The organism is Rhodoferax sp. BLA1, assembly GCF_013416775.1.
Lineage (GTDB): Bacteria > Pseudomonadota > Gammaproteobacteria > Burkholderiales > Burkholderiaceae_C > Rhodoferax.
The window spans coordinates 62,924-77,139 of record NZ_SZVI01000012.1 but is presented as its reverse complement, the minus strand read 5'-3'; the positions used below and the strand labels follow the sequence as shown (position 1 = coordinate 77,139).

Here is a 14,216-nt window from a genome sequence, read left to right as displayed (position 1 = left end):
GCATTGCTGGAGAAAACAATGATCGAATCAATCATCGCACGCAACTTCAAATCTCTGGGAGAAGTTGAACTGAGAATGGGGAAATTCACCTGCCTGATAGGGATGAATGGCTCCGGCAAAAGCACTGTGTTGCAGGCAGTAGATTTCGTCTCGCAGTTAATGATTGGTCGGGTGGATGAGTGGTTGGAAGCGCGTGGCTGGAGCACGGCGGACCTCAATTGCAAACTGCGCAAAGAAAGAAACGTAAATTTTGCAGTGGATTTCAAAACCAAATCAGGAAATACGTTGAGTTGGGTCGGAGCATTTAACCCTACTCATCGACTCTGCACGACAGAAATCATCAGGCTGGGCGAGAGTGAGATATTTCGAGTCGTGAAGCAACGATATAGTGTTTCGGATCGCGCTAGCCAAAGTATTGCCTTTACCTACCAAGGATCACTGCTGTCTGCACTGAAGGACTCAGAATTGACAGAAGAACTTTTGGAGTTCCGCAACGCCATCCAGCAAATCAAGTCCTTGGAACTGCTGTCTCCCCAACTGCTACGCAAGCGTGCACGATCCACCGAGAAAGGCATTGGCGCAGGGGGAGAGAAGCTTTCCGCATTCCTGGCCACTTTATCCGACTCCACGCATACTGCCTTGGTCGAACAGCTACGTCACTTCTACCCCGGCTTGGTGGATTTCAAGGTCTCATCCCTACGCTCCGGTTGGAAGAAACTCTCGGTGGTGGAGCAGTTTTCACAGCAAAAGCTGGAAACGGATGCCGCACACATGAATGATGGGTTACTGCGTATTCTGGCCGTTTTGACCCAAGCCGCCTCGGAGCAATCTTTGATTCTGCTTGATGAGATTGAAAACGGGATCAACCAGGAAATCATCGAGACCTTGGTAGACACCTTGGTGGCGTCACCACACCAATTGCTGGTAACCACACACAGCCCATTGATCCTGAATTATCTGGAGGACGATGTGGCGCGCAAAGCGGTTCAGTTCATCTACAAAGCACCATTGGGCGAAACGCGCATCCGTCCTTTCTTCGATATTCCGCGAATCAATGACAAATTGAGCACCATGGGACCGGGTGATGCCTTTGTGGACACCGACCTGCGACATCTGACCAAAGAATGCTTGGAACTAGACCGACAGGCGGGAATTTTCACAGTCGACGACTTATGAAAATACTACTCAGCGGAGAGGGGCCTACGGACTTGGGGGTGTGCAAAAACTCTCGTGGTCGGTGTGGCGGTGCGGACTTCAAACAAGGCCCGATGACCCAATTGTTGATTCAGCTTTTGGAGCCCTTGCTTGACTATTCGCTGGCCGATTACCCCGACAGCTTTGCATACGTCAGTGAAACCAGACTGTGCGAGGAGACCAAAGCGACACCGGCGCGCCTTCAACCAACCCGGAGCAAAAAGAAGGGCGTTGAAACAAGCTATTTCTATGGCAATGCAATGACCTTGGGACGCATGGCCCTTGATCTTGCAGTACAGCTGGGCGAGTTTGTCGTGGCAGTTTTCTTCCGCGACACCGATGGCACGCGTAGCAGTCATGTCGGCATCTGGCAAGACAAGTGGCAATCAGTCTGTGACGGCTTCAAGCACGCTGGCTTCACGCGGGGGGTTCCCATGTTACCCAAACCCAAGTCCGAAGCCTGGCTTTTATGCCTCGCAAGCAGCAACCGAGGGGGCTCCTATGAAAAGCTGGAGCACCTATCTGGCAACGATGACTCGCAAAACTCAGCAAAAGCACTGTTGGATACTGCACTGGGTGAACATCACACTGCCGACCAGCTGTGCGATTGGCTCATTGGGCACCCGGTTGAGGTGGATCGCATCAGAACTATGCCCAGCTTTGATGCATTCCACCAAGCCTTGATTTCTGCGTTGGCGGATCTGCCTCACTAGCAGAGATTTATCTCGCAGTTTTGCAAGAATTCGGCCTGCCAGAAGACTCCGCTGCTTACGTCAAGCGCGTCAATGCCTTGCTGGTGTAAGTTCAAGAGGAAATTGACCCCCAGCCCTTATTCAAAAAGGGCTAGTAGCTACTTAATATGAAGCAAAAAGCCCCGCAGTCGTGCAGACTGGCGGGGCTTTTTGTTGGGGCACTGGCGCGGGCGGACTGACACCACTGTCCGCAGAGAAACCCCATGGCAGTGCCGCCCACGGCGTAAGACCGTGGGTCTACGCGAGAATGCGTCAACATGACCCCATAGGAAGCACACACACATGGCATCCAGACACGGCTTAAAAGCCAGTTTGATGGTGACCGTCGCGGCACTGGCTTTGTCGTTCGGGCTCAGTTTCGCGCGCGCAGCGATACAGGGTGAAAACATCCAGGGCCAGGGCTGGCGGGCCACGCCGCGCCATGCCAGCGGTTTGGCGCCGGACCCGCAGCAGTGGCGCGACATCGCCATCGTCCAGGTGTATGCCGCGCCCACCTACGGCTGGCGTGGCCTGTTTGCGGTACATCCGTGGATCATCTTCAAACGTGCGGGGGAAGTCAGCTACACACGCTACGACGTCATTGGCTGGGCGGGCGGGAACGTGGTTCAACAGAATTACGCGCTGCCAGATGGTCTGTGGTACGGCTCGCTGCCCAAGTTGCTGGTGGATCAACGTGGCCCCAGCGTCGAATCTCTGATCGACCAAGTCCAGTCCGCCATCACCAGCTACCCCTACCCCAACAGCTACAAAGCTTGGCCCGGCCCCAACAGCAACACGTTCCTGGCCCACATCGGCCGAGAAGTGCCCGAACTCGGGCTGGACTTGCCGGCCAATGCCATTGGCAAGGACTACCGGCCGCTCACCCAAGCACTCGGTCTGTCCTCGTCGGGGCGCGGTGTGCAAGCCTCGTTGTTTGGCCTGTTGGGGCTCAGCGCGGGGCTGGAGGAAGGTTTCGAGTTCAATGTGTTGGCCTTGAACTTTGGCATCGATTTCAACAGCCCCGGGCTGCGCCTGCCGTTCATCGGTCGGCTTGGCATGGATGACACAACCCGCAAAATGGATGACTGATACCGCAGCGGCCTGAGCGTATGGCACCACCTGCGCCACACACGACGACTCCGGCAGCAGGCCGCAAACTGACAAGTCAACGACTCAGTCAGTGGCAAAAAGTGCCTATAGCCCTTGTTATAAAAGGGCGAGCAGCTATATATTAAATAGCTGCAGAGCAAACCTCTTGGTTCGACCTCAGTGCTTGGCCTTGGGTGGGGGCAGCAGCCGCTCACACTCTTCTTTGACAGCGGCGTAACACTCGCAGGCACGCGCCTCCAGTTGGTCGCGGTCCACCACGCTGATGCTGCCACGCGCCTTGGTGATCAGCCCTTCTTTATGCAGCTTGCCTGCGGTCTGGGTCACACTCTCGCGGCGCACACCCAGCAGGTGCGAAATCTGCTCCTGGGTGATCATCATTTTGTCGCTGTGTAAGCGGTCAAAACTCATCAGCAACCAGCGGCTGAACTGCTGCTCCACCGAATGGTGCCGGTTACACACCGCCATCTGTGAGGTCTGGCAAATCAGCGCCTGGGTGTAGAGCAGGGCCAGGTGTTGCAGCTGACCACCTTGCTCAAACTCTTGTTTCATGAGCTTGCGGCTGAGGCGGTAGGCTTGGCCCGCGCTTTGCACCTCGGTGCTGCTGGGCAGGCTGTCACCACCCATGTAAATCGAAATACCCACCAGACCTTCGTTGCCCACCAGCGCAATTTCGCTGGAGGAACCGTCCTCAAGCGCATAAATCAGCGAGACGATGCCCGAGACCGGAAAGTGCAGGTAGCGCACATGGTCGCCCGACTCCGACATGGTCCAGCCCAGGGGCATGGCCACCAGTTCCAGGTCGGGCAGGATGCGTTCGTATTCTGCTTTGGGCAGAGCCGCCAGAATCTGGTTCTGTCGGGGGTCGGGCGCGGCGAGTTGGAGGGGTTTGGTCATGCACTTGGGTATCAAACGAGAAGCACCTAATGTACCCCCCATGCCTGAAACCAGCGCTCCGGGCAGGCGCCGCCTGGGGCCAGCTGCTGCGCCCGGCCTCACACCTGGTTGTAGTGCGGGCTCAGTTGTACCGTTTCACCAATGATCACCAGCCCGGGCTGAGGGCCATAAGACGGCGCCAGCGTCACCAGCCGGCTCAGGCCGGTGGCCCAGATACGCTGGCTGGTCCGGGTGCCGTCGCGCACCACGGCAGCCGGGGTGTCCGGCGCCAGACCATGCGAGATCAATTGCTGGGCGATGTGCGGCAGGCGCTGCACCCCCATGTAAAACACCCGGGTCTGCCCCGGACGCGCCAACGCGCTCCAGTCATAACCACTGTTGTCATCGGCCAGATGGCCGGGCAGGAAGACACAGCTGCCCGCCAGATCGCGGTGGGTCAGCGGGATGCCTGCCGCCATCGAGCAGCCGCTGGCGGCTGTCACACCCGGCACGACTTCAAAGCCGATCCCTGCGGCCTGCAGCGCCTGCACTTCTTCCCCTCCGCGGCCAAACACAAACGGGTCGCCCCCTTTGAGCCGCACCACTTGGCGCCCAGCCTGGGCATGTTGCACCAGCAGGGCGTTGATCTGGTCTTGTGGCACCGAATGGTTGCCCAGCGCCTTGCCCACGTACAGCCGCTCGGCACTGGCCGGAATCTGATCGAGCACCTCTTGCGTGATCAGCCGGTCATGCACCACCACATCAGCACGCTGCAGGCGGTTGAGTGCACGCAGGGTCATCAGGTCAGCCGGGCCAGGACCGGCGCCGACGATATAGACAAAGCCTGGCCTTTGCGCCGCTGTTTGCTCACTCATGGCAGTCTCCTGGACCTTGATGGAACACCAGATCAGCCACCGGCTGACCCGCCACCAAATGGTGTTCGATGATGCGATCCATATTGTCGGGTGTCACGTTGTAGTACCAGGTGCCGTCCGGCTGCACACACATCACCGGCCCGCCCTTGCAGGCGGCAAAACAGCTGACCCGGCTGCGTTTGACCCGCAACGCACCGTCGTTCAGCCCGGCGGCCTTGAACTTGTCACCCAGGCTGTCAAACAAGGCCTGCGCGGCGCCGTCCTGGGCACAACGTGGGCCGGTGCAAATCAGCAGATGGCGTTTGTACTCGCCAATTTTGGGTTTGATCACCTCAGTCATGCCTCGGCCTCGTCAGCACCAGGCGTCTCTTCTTCTTCGAGCGGGGTTCTGAGCACCAGCTCCAGATAGTCTGCGGGCAGATGGTGAAGCTGTGCCAGTTGCGTCAGACTGATGCCTTCAGCAAAGTCAGCGTGCAAATTGGCCATCCACCCAAGCAGGCCAGTGGACAGGGAGCGCCCCCGCTTTTCGCCCTCACGTGCGCTGCCATCGCCTTGCATATCGTATTTGTTGGCATAACCACGCGGGGTGACCATCAGACCGTCACGCACAAAGGTGTTGCTGTTGCCGATCAACACGGTGCTGAGCATGCCGATCTCGCAGTCACTCATCTTGTCGAGTGTGGTGAACACAATCGCCTGGCGGCGCCGGTAGGCCGACTTGACCACCGCCACCGGTGTCTGGGGCGAGCGATGCCGCAAGAACAGGTACTGCGCCTGTTCGATCTGCTGGGTGCGCCGCCCACTCTTGGGGTTGTACAGCGCCACCACAAAGTCAGCCGCAGCGGCGGCCTCCAGCCGACGGGCAATGACCGGCCAGGGTGTCAGCAGATCCGACAGAGAGATTGAGCAGAAGTCATGCGTCAGAGGCGCCCCCACCAGCGAGGCGCAGGCATTGATGGCCGAGGTGCCCGGCACAATTTCCACCGGCACACCGCTGTCCGGTGTCCAACCCGCCTGGAACAGCACCTCATAGGTCGGGCCAGCCATGCCGTAAACCCCGGCGTCGCCGCTGGAGATCAGCGCCACCTTTTTGCCCGCCTGGGCGCTCTCCAGCGCATGCACCGCGCGGTCGAGTTCCTCGGTCATGCCTTTGCGGATGACCTCTTTGCCCTCGAGTAAATCGGCCACCAGCTTGATGTAGGTGACATACCCAATCACCACATCGGCCTCGGCAATGGCTTCGACCGCGCGATGGGTCATCTGGGCGAAGCTGCCCGGGCCAATGCCCACCAGCATGATCTTGCCTTGCGGGGGGGTGGTCACAGAAGCTTCAGAAACAATCTCGGTCATGCGTCATCCTTGCAATGGAAATGGTGGCGTTTTTTCCGTCAACGCCTTGGTGTTTGAATTTTTCGACAAGTAGGTGGCTGGCATCGGTGCCTGCGGCCAGCAGCGCCGCTGCCTCGGACACCGAGGGGGTGCCCATGTAACGCAAGACGGTCTCGGACGGGTTGGGCACCGGCACCACCGCCAGTTCGGCCGCGCTGAAAAAACGCAGCGGCCAGCCGCCTGCCTTGGCCAGTTCGAGGAAAGCAAGCTCATCGGACTTGGCCTCGATACTGGCCAACACCCGCACCTGGGCACGGCTCAGACCAGCCTGCGCCAGCGCGTCATACAGCGCCTGCAGCACCGTGGTCAGGGGGGTGCCCCGGTCGCAGCCCAGGCCAATCGCGACGCCCGATGTCGCAACACTCATGCGCCCTGCCCCTGCGGCGGTCGGTAAACCACCAACCGCTCATGCAGTTGCGCCCAGTGTGCGGGGGTCACCTCGGCATGGGTGATCCACAACACCGCCTTGAAGTGGTCCAGATCAACATCTTCAAAGCGGGAAAAGCGCTGGATGTTGGCTGGCAAGGGTGTCGGGCGGGTCCACCAGTGGGGGCTGCCCGCCTCTTGCACCAGCGCCACCGGCTCCTGGTTGACCACGGCGGCAGAGACGCGGGTGATGTTGATCTTGGGCGACTCCACGCGCCAGCCGAGCTCGCGCCCCAGAATATCGACGGGGATGGTCTTGCCCACATCCGACGCGGTGGTCAGCACCGCAGTGCCGCCCAGCAACGCAGCCACCTGTTCTGCCATGGCATTGGCGCCACCGATATGGCCAGAGAGCACCGGAATGACAAACTGCCCGGCATCGTCCACCACAATCACACCGGGGTCTTCGTCCTTGCTTTTGAGGTGTGGCGCGATCAGGCGCACCACCGCGCCGAGTGAGACAAAAAACACCAGTTGGTCAAAGTTGGCAAAGAGCTGCGCTATTTCGTCGCGAAACGGGCCGCTGTAGGTCTGCACCGGGTTGCTCACGCCCGCCACCAGCGGGGCAAACTTGTCGGCGACACACACATGGGCGGCGGGCAACTGCTGCGCCAGCAGCGCGGCTTGTTGTGCGCCGTGTTTGGTGATGGCGATCAGCACCACACGTGGCACTGGCTCGGTCACAGCGGAGGTAGTAAGTTCACTCATTGGGCAGCTTCCTCGGCCAGTTCGGTGCTGGTTTTTTTGCGGCAACCGCGCACCATTGGGCCTTTTTCGCGGCCCGGATTTTTCACCAGCAGCAAAGACAGGTAGTTGACCTGGGTGCCTTTGAGGCTTGCCACATCCCGCACCACCCGCTCCAACGGTGAACCGGCTTTTTCCACCAGGCAGCTGTGGGCCAGCAGGCCACGTCGCTCCAGCAAATCGACCAGCTCGTCCAGCAGCGGTTTCACCTTCATCAGCACCAGGGTGTCGAAGTCGTCGAGCATTTTTTCCACCGCATGGATGCCATAAGCGGCGGGCACGATGGCGATGGTGTCGTCCTGCTCGGAGAGCGGCACCTGCACCGTGGCACAGACTGCGTTGAACGAACTCACGCCCGCCACAACTTGCACCTGCGCGGCTGGGTCCAGCTCACGCAGCACCCGCGCCAGGTAGCTGAAGCTGGCGTAAGTGGAGGCGTCCCCTTCCACCAGAAACAGCACATCCTGCCCGGTGGCCAGCAAATCGCGCACGGTTTCAGCGGCCTTGAGCCAATGGCGCGCCAGTTTCTCTGCATCGTGCGTCATTGGGAACAGCAGCGGCAGATGCTGCGTGGGCAAGGGCAAACCAGCGCGCTGGGCGATGTCAAGCGCATAACTGTCCGAGCGCAGGCTGCGCACCGGGTAGGTCCAAATGGCATCAGGGCGTTCGAGCAAGGCCCAGGCCCGGCGTGTGATCAGGCCGGGGTCGCCGGGGCCAAGTGAGACACCAAAAAGGGTACCGTTTTTAGACATGGGTTGCTACAAATTCAGAAGTAATAGAGGCATATCCTGCCTGGGCACAGACGATCCAGACCGGATTTTCTGCGGCCATGCGGTGCATGTGCAAAATAGGCTGGCTGCGCGAGGCCTGCAACTGCAGCACATCCCAGTTGGCTGCGAGTTGTTTCACCGCCTCAACCGCCGTGGCCATGTTTTCCAGCGTCACAAAGTTCATGACCAGCCAGCCGCCTGGACGCAGGCGTTGTAACACCAGGCCAATCAGTGCGGCCAGCTCGCCGCCCGAACCACCGATGAACACCGCATCGGGGTCGGCCCAGTCGGCCAGGCCGTCGGGCGCTTTGCCGTGCACCAGGCTGTGGTTGCTGATGCCCAAAGCGCGGCGGTTCTGCAGCACATTGGCGCAATCGTCGGCATTTTTTTCAATCGCGTAGACATGGCCCTGCGTGCACAAGCGGGCCGCCTCCAGCCCGACCGAGCCCGAGCCCGCACCAATGTCCCAGACCACGCTGTTCTGACGCAGTTGCAGGCGCGCCAAGGACACAGCCCGCACCTCGTTTTTGGTGATCAGGCCTTTTTCCGGGTGACGCTGGGCAAAACTGGCGTCCGGCAGGCCAAACAACACCGGCGACGCACGCAGCGTGTTGCGCCACAGCAGCACCACATTGAGTTCGGCAAAGCTCATCCGCGTGGCGGCTTCGATGCTGAAGCCGCTCACCACACGCTCCTGCGGCTGGCACAGGCGCTCGGCCACCGCCATCTCCCAATCCTTGTCCAGACCTTCGGTGACCAGCATGCGGGCGATGCGATCGGGTGAGTTGGCCGGGCTGGTCAACACCGCCAGGCGGTCGTGTTGGCGCAGTTCACGCAGCAAACCATACAGCCCATGGCTGGGTGGTGATCCGGCCACCCACTCCCCGGCATCGCGGCTGTGCACCGAGACAAAACGCATGTCCTGCCAGGGCAGACACAGTCGGGCGCAGGCCAGTTGCAGGGTCGAGACATTGGGAAGCACCTCGATCACCTCGACACACAGGCGCGAGGCCAGGTAAGCGGCAATGCCATGGCACAAGGGGTCGCCAGTGGCCAACACCACCACGCGCAGGCCTTCATCGAGCGCAGCGCGAATCCATTCCGGTACCTGCGACATCACACCGGTCAGGTCACGCTGCTCGGCCTGCGGCGCGATGTGCTCGGCCAGCAGTTCCAGCGTACGTGTGCCTCCAATCACCAACTGCGCCTGTGCCAGATGGGTCAGCGCAGCCTGGCTCAGGCTGGTCGCGCCATCGTCCAGCACGCCCAACACACGGCACTTGTCCAAATTTTTCATGGCGTCCTTGTTCATGGGTACTGGGCAATCTTGTGCCCATCAAAGTCACACACCAGCACCTGAATATCAAACTGATCGGGGTAGGTCAGACGCAAGGTCTGCACCACGCGTTGCGCCAAGGTGGTGTGGAACACCGTGCCCAAGCCGAGTTCATCCATACGTTCACCGGCATAACGTGCGGTTTTGGCGGCACGGATGTCGGCACACACCTCGGGTGCCACACCCAGTTCTGCCGCCAGATCGGCCAGCAGCCCGGTGTCGACGTCAGCCCGCCCGGCATGGGTGATGGTTTCACCCTGGGCGATTTTGGTGAGTTTGCCCACCATGCCACCAATCACCACCTGTTTCACACCAGCCTTCACCGCCGCACTCATGGCGTAACGCAAAAAGTCGCCCATCTGCACAAAGGCGGCCTCGGGCAGATGTGGCAGCTGTTCCATGACAAACTTTTCGGTGCGACCACCGGTGGTCAGCACCACCACCCCCTGCGGCAAGGTGCCCGCCACATGCACCCCCTGCACCACGCTGGCCCGGTAGGCGGCAGTCGAATACGGTTTGACAATGCCGGTGGTGCCCAGAATGGAAATACCTCCCAAAATGCCTAGGCGGGCGTTGGTGGTTTTTTTGGCCATTTCCTGGCCTTGCGGCACGGAAATTGTCACTTCCAGGCCCGCCTCCTCCAGTCTGGCGCCAGCCGCCAGGCGCACATTGGCCTCGATGTTGCGGCGCGGCACCGGGTTGATGGCCGGGCCACCCACCTCCAGGCCCAAACCGGGCATGGTGACCCGGCCGACACCGACGCCACCAGCCAGCCGAACTTGACCGGGCAACTCAGCCCACCAGCGTACATCGGCCGTCAGGTGGGCTTTGTCGGTGCAATCAGGGTCATCGCCAGCGTCCTTGATCACCATGGCGTGGGCACAAGCCCCATCACAGCGGCCATCGTGCACGGCAAAAGTCACCAAGTCACCATTGGGCAGCAGGCACTCCACACTGTCGGGCACCTGACCAGTGACCAGGCCGATGACCGCCGCCCGGGCCGCCGCTGCTGAACACGCCCCGGTGGTGAAACCAGTGCGGGTGCCACGCGGCGCCTCTTTGTCCATCACGCAGCGCTGTCCTTGTTGTTGGCCTTGGCCTCTGCCATGCCCAGCAAGGCATGGATAGCTGCCACCACCAAGGTGGAGCCACCCTTGCGACCGCGGATCACCACCCAGGGCACATCACTCTGCAAGGCCATCAAATCCTTGGACTCAGCCGCCGAGACAAACCCCACCGGCATGCCCACCACCAAGGCGGGGCGCGCACCCTCCTCACGGATCAGCCGCACCACTTCGATCAAGGCGGTGGGTGCATTGCCAATGCCAATGATGGCGCCGTCCAGCAGACCCAGCCGGTGCGCCTTGCGCATGGCCTGCACCGCACGTGTGGTGCCCTGTGCCTGGGCGAGTTCGATCACATCGGCGTCGCTGATGAACTGGTGGGTGCTGATACCAAAGTGCGCCAACCGGGGTGCCGACAGGCCCACACAAATCATCTCGACATCGGCCACCACGCGAGCCTTGCCCGAAAAAATCGCGGTCAGACCGGCGCTCACCGCTTGGGGGTGGAATTCGGTCAAGCCGTTGAAGTCAAAGTCGGCATTGGCGTGGATCATGCGGCGCACCACCGGCCACTGTTCTGGCGCGTAGTTGTGGGGACCGGCTTCGCGGTCGATCACCGCAAACGAATCGTGCTCGATGGCGCGCCCGGCGGCGGTGAGTTGTTCGGTGATGACATTGGGGGTGGGCAAACTCATGCCGGGGCTCCGACATGGGGATGGTGGTGGTGACCGTGTTCATGTTCATGTTCATGTTCATGTTCATGTTCATGTTCATGAGGATGGTCGTGTTCATGCGGGTGCGGGTGGCCGTGGTCGTGGTGTGTGCCGTCCTCATGCAAATGACCGCCTTGGCCATGTTCAACAGCAAACTCGCGGAACTTGCAGCCGTCACAGGCCATCATGGCGGCGGGGCGGCCCAGTTGGGCATCTTTCACACGCTGCTCCAGCACCTCAAACACCTCGGGCTCAAAACCAAAATAGTTGGTCAGCGCAAAACGCACCGTGGGGTACTGCGTTTTGAGGTTGGCCACCTGGCGCCCGATGCGCTCCATCAGCGTGCCATTGAACAGGTAATACGGCAGCACCGCCACTTGCGTCATGCCCAGCAGGTGCTGGCGTTGCACCACTTTTTCCAGACGCGGGTAGGTGATGCCCGTGAAGGCCACATCCACTAGCGGGTGGTCGGTTTCTTCCATGACCCAGCGCGCCATTTTCGCCATTTCGCCATTGGCATGGCGGTCAGATGAGCCGCGCCCGAGCAGCACCACACCGGTGGTGGTGGGGTCGGGCATGTCCAGCGACTTCATCGCGGTTTTGAGGCGGCGCAGCACCACCTTCAACAGCAGGTCGCAAGCGGTCAACTCGGGGGTGTACAAAAACTGGACCCGTGGAAACCGGACACGCGCTGCGTCAATCGCTTGCGGGATGTCCATCTTGACGTGGCCCGCCGCATTCAGGATCAGCGGCACCACAATCACACGGCCCGACTTGGCGGCCGCGGTGGCCAAACCTTGCGCCAGCGTGATGTCGGCCAGTTCAATAAAACAGACCTCGATCGACCAGCTCGGCTGACGTTGGCGCCACTGCTGGGCAAAAGCCAGGATTTCGTCGTTGCCGGAGGCCTCGCGTGAGCCGTGGCCCACCAGCAAAATGGTGTCAGAGGTCATGGGGTATCCAGGGTAAGTTGAGAAGCAGGCACGCTGGCCTGCCGGAAACGGTGGGTGAAGCTGGCGTCGTAGAGTTTGGACTTGGCCAGGGTGGTCCAATGCCGGGCGCCCAGTGTCGGGCTGGCGATGATCATCGACTGGCTGACCAGCTTGGCCTCGCGGCACAGGGCCTGGATGGTGGCCACGGTGCCACGCACAATTTTTTCTTCACCGGGCCAGCTGGCTTTGTGGACCACCACCACGGGCGCATCAGGCGACCAGCCCGCGGCGCGCAGCGCAGCGGTGACCTGCCCCATCAAGGTGATGCTCAAGAAGATGCACAAGGTGCTGTGGTGCGCCGCCAGCTCTTGCAGCGACTCGCCGTCAGGCATGGGCGTGCGCCCTTCCATGCGGGTCAGAATCACGGTCTGGGTGACTTCGGGCAGGGTCAGGCTCTCGACTGCCGCTGCCGCAGAGGCCATGGCCGAGGACACCCCTGGCACCACCTGCACCGGCACACCTGCGGCATCCAGCGGCTGCACCAGCTCGATCAAGGCGCCATACAGCCCGGGGTCACCGGTTTGCAAGCGCACCACGGTCTCGCAGCGCGCCGCCTGGGTGATCAGCCAGGCCGACATGTCCTCCAAGGTCATGTCCTTGCTGTCCACAATGACGCAATCCGCTGGTGCCCAGCGGGTGGCAGCTTCGCTAACCAGGGAGCCAGCGAACAAAATGGCGCCCGCGCGCTCAATCAGCCCGCGGCCCTTGACGGTGATCAGGTCCGGGTCACCCGGACCGGCCCCCACAAACCAAACGGTTCCGGGCTTGGGCTGCACCATGGATCAGGCCGCGCTGTACAGGCGTTTGTCGACAGCGACCGAGCCTTGCAGGCGGTGCATCATCTTGGCCAATGCCAACACACCCAGGTCGATCAGGGGTTCGGCCAACACAATGGTCATGTAGGCTGCGCCAAAGCTGGCCACACTGGCCAGGTTCTCAGCACCCACACCCCGGCCATACAAGGCCCAGAAGCCGACCCACACCACGATGCCACCTTGGTAAGCCACCGACAGCTTGAAGGCCTGGGCATAACCAATGTTCACATAGGCAGTGCTCTCAGGAATGATCTTGCGCGCCAGGGCAGCGGTGGCAAACAGCGGCACCAGCAGGGTGGTGACGTTCATGCCGTACTGCGGCAGGTCAAACGGTGCAAAAAACAGACCTTGGACCAACAGGCCACCGGCCAAGCCAATGGCCGCAGGGGCCACACCAAAGACCAGCAACAAGGTGGTGCCCAAAATCAGGTGCACCTCGGAGACACCCACCGGGTGGTGTGGCAACACTTCAAAAAAGCAGAACACCAAAGCAACGGCCATGGCCGAACGCAGTGCCAAAGCGGTCAGGCCATCACGTTTGATGGTGCTGACGGCCAGTTTGGCGGCATACGCCAGGGCACCGGCGGCGGTGGCGTAGCTGAGGAAAATTTTGGCGCCTTCAACAAGGCCAGGTTCGATGTGCATGGAGTAACTCCTTAAAACGACGGATTGAACAACAGACAAACGCGAAAAACACAGCAGCTAAACGGGCTGTACCTCCTGACATGGACGCAGGACAACCAGCCTGGTTGCACCGTGGGTGCGGACACTTAGGCGTGCACAGCAGTGGCGGAAAATCATGGCAGGAACATCCGGCAAACAACTCTCACCATCGTCCCCGACAGTGCTTGAGCATCACGGCAACACGCAAGCGTGTGACCACCTTGTTGGCCGGTATCCGGGCTGGTGGATGCAACCTCCATCGCCTTCCCAAGCGTCTGTGAAACACTCAGTGGCCGTGATGGAAGCGGAATCTTGACGATTCGTCCACTTACCGTTGCGGGGGCAGCGCAGGTTAGGTGGGCTGTTGTCAGCCTGGACCCTCCTGCTTCCCGTTGAACTGCGTCGTGTGAACCACGCCGCGAGCACCAACGGGATGATTCTAACGACAGATTTCACACACACATGACATCTGTTTGCCTGTTGGTGCTGGTGGAAAAAGCACCTGCCGAGCCCGTGAGATA

General features: G+C 60.7%; 16 protein-coding genes and 1 riboswitch. Of the genes, 3 read left to right on the top strand and 13 right to left on the bottom strand.

The window, feature by feature from the left end; all coding sequences use genetic code 11:
* The first annotated feature begins 18 nt into the window (after positions 1–18).
* The 3 genes from FDG13_RS13175 to FDG13_RS13165 all read left to right on the top strand — a co-directional run bounded on the left by FDG13_RS13175 (position 19) and on the right by FDG13_RS13165 (position 3,014).
* Complete coding sequence (locus tag FDG13_RS13175; RefSeq protein WP_180128425.1) at positions 19–1,176, top strand: AAA family ATPase; 1,158 nt, start codon at positions 19–21, stop codon at positions 1,174–1,176.
* Between the two features lie 92 nt (positions 1,177–1,268).
* Complete coding sequence (locus FDG13_RS13170; RefSeq protein WP_218942725.1) at positions 1,269–1,907, top strand: hypothetical protein; 639 nt, start codon at positions 1,269–1,271, stop codon at positions 1,905–1,907.
* 321 nt (positions 1,908–2,228) lie between these two features.
* On the top strand, positions 2,229–3,014 hold the full coding sequence (locus tag FDG13_RS13165; RefSeq protein WP_180128421.1) for a DUF3750 domain-containing protein: 786 nt from the start codon (positions 2,229–2,231) through the stop codon (positions 3,012–3,014).
* 177 nt (positions 3,015–3,191) lie between these two features.
* Here the strand turns inward: FDG13_RS13165 and FDG13_RS13160 are convergent, their stop codons facing one another.
* The 13 genes from FDG13_RS13160 to FDG13_RS13100 all read right to left on the bottom strand — a co-directional run bounded on the left by FDG13_RS13160 (position 3,192) and on the right by FDG13_RS13100 (position 13,677).
* Positions 3,192–3,929 (bottom strand): Crp/Fnr family transcriptional regulator, encoded by a 738-nt coding sequence (locus tag FDG13_RS13160; RefSeq protein WP_180128419.1) that lies wholly within the window; start codon positions 3,927–3,929, stop codon positions 3,192–3,194.
* 98 nt (positions 3,930–4,027) lie between these two features.
* Positions 4,028–4,783 carry a uroporphyrinogen-III C-methyltransferase gene (gene cobA / locus FDG13_RS13155; protein ID WP_180128417.1) on the bottom strand — a complete coding sequence of 252 codons (756 nt, stop codon included), beginning with the start codon at positions 4,781–4,783 and terminating at the stop codon, positions 4,028–4,030.
* Positions 4,776–5,123 carry a ferredoxin gene (locus FDG13_RS13150; RefSeq protein WP_180128415.1) on the bottom strand — a complete coding sequence of 116 codons (348 nt, stop codon included), beginning with the start codon at positions 5,121–5,123 and terminating at the stop codon, positions 4,776–4,778. Before FDG13_RS13150 ends, cobA begins: the two co-directional genes overlap by 8 nt.
* Positions 5,120–6,133 carry a precorrin-3B C(17)-methyltransferase gene (gene cobJ / locus FDG13_RS13145; RefSeq protein WP_255435247.1) on the bottom strand — a complete coding sequence of 338 codons (1,014 nt, stop codon included), beginning with the start codon at positions 6,131–6,133 and terminating at the stop codon, positions 5,120–5,122. The genes FDG13_RS13150 and cobJ overlap by 4 nt, the downstream gene beginning before the upstream one ends.
* Positions 6,114–6,539: a cobalamin biosynthesis protein gene (locus FDG13_RS13140; protein ID WP_180128412.1), complete on the bottom strand. Its 426-nt coding sequence runs from the start codon at positions 6,537–6,539 to the stop codon at positions 6,114–6,116. The genes cobJ and FDG13_RS13140 overlap by 20 nt, the downstream gene beginning before the upstream one ends.
* On the bottom strand, positions 6,536–7,306 hold the full coding sequence (locus tag FDG13_RS13135) for a cobalamin biosynthesis central domain-containing protein (RefSeq protein ID WP_180128410.1): 771 nt from the start codon (positions 7,304–7,306) through the stop codon (positions 6,536–6,538). The genes FDG13_RS13140 and FDG13_RS13135 overlap by 4 nt, the downstream gene beginning before the upstream one ends.
* Positions 7,303–8,094, bottom strand: coding sequence for a precorrin-2 C(20)-methyltransferase (gene cobI, locus FDG13_RS13130; RefSeq protein WP_180128408.1), 792 nt, complete (start codon positions 8,092–8,094; stop codon positions 7,303–7,305). The genes FDG13_RS13135 and cobI overlap by 4 nt, the downstream gene beginning before the upstream one ends.
* Positions 8,087–9,424, bottom strand: a complete 1,338-nt coding sequence (gene cbiE / locus FDG13_RS13125) for a precorrin-6y C5,15-methyltransferase (decarboxylating) subunit CbiE (protein ID WP_180128406.1) — start codon at positions 9,422–9,424, stop codon at positions 8,087–8,089. Before cbiE ends, cobI begins: the two co-directional genes overlap by 8 nt.
* Positions 9,421–10,518, bottom strand: a complete 1,098-nt coding sequence (locus FDG13_RS13120) for a cobalt-precorrin-5B (C(1))-methyltransferase (RefSeq protein WP_180128404.1) — start codon at positions 10,516–10,518, stop codon at positions 9,421–9,423. Before FDG13_RS13120 ends, cbiE begins: the two co-directional genes overlap by 4 nt.
* Positions 10,515–11,207: a precorrin-8X methylmutase gene (locus FDG13_RS13115; RefSeq protein ID WP_180128402.1), complete on the bottom strand. Its 693-nt coding sequence runs from the start codon at positions 11,205–11,207 to the stop codon at positions 10,515–10,517. The genes FDG13_RS13120 and FDG13_RS13115 overlap by 4 nt, the downstream gene beginning before the upstream one ends.
* The gene (locus tag FDG13_RS13110; protein ID WP_180128400.1) at positions 11,204–12,178 is read right to left on the bottom strand and encodes a sirohydrochlorin chelatase; all 975 of its coding nucleotides are present in this window, start codon (positions 12,176–12,178) and stop codon (positions 11,204–11,206) included. Before FDG13_RS13110 ends, FDG13_RS13115 begins: the two co-directional genes overlap by 4 nt.
* Positions 12,175–12,996: a precorrin-4 C(11)-methyltransferase gene (gene cobM, locus FDG13_RS13105; RefSeq protein WP_180128398.1), complete on the bottom strand. Its 822-nt coding sequence runs from the start codon at positions 12,994–12,996 to the stop codon at positions 12,175–12,177. Before cobM ends, FDG13_RS13110 begins: the two co-directional genes overlap by 4 nt.
* 3 nt (positions 12,997–12,999) lie before the next feature.
* Positions 13,000–13,677: an energy-coupling factor ABC transporter permease gene (locus FDG13_RS13100; RefSeq protein WP_078365185.1), complete on the bottom strand. Its 678-nt coding sequence runs from the start codon at positions 13,675–13,677 to the stop codon at positions 13,000–13,002.
* 226 nt (positions 13,678–13,903) lie between these two features.
* Positions 13,904–14,140: riboswitch (cobalamin riboswitch) on the bottom strand.
* Between the last annotated feature and the right edge of the window lie 76 nt (positions 14,141–14,216).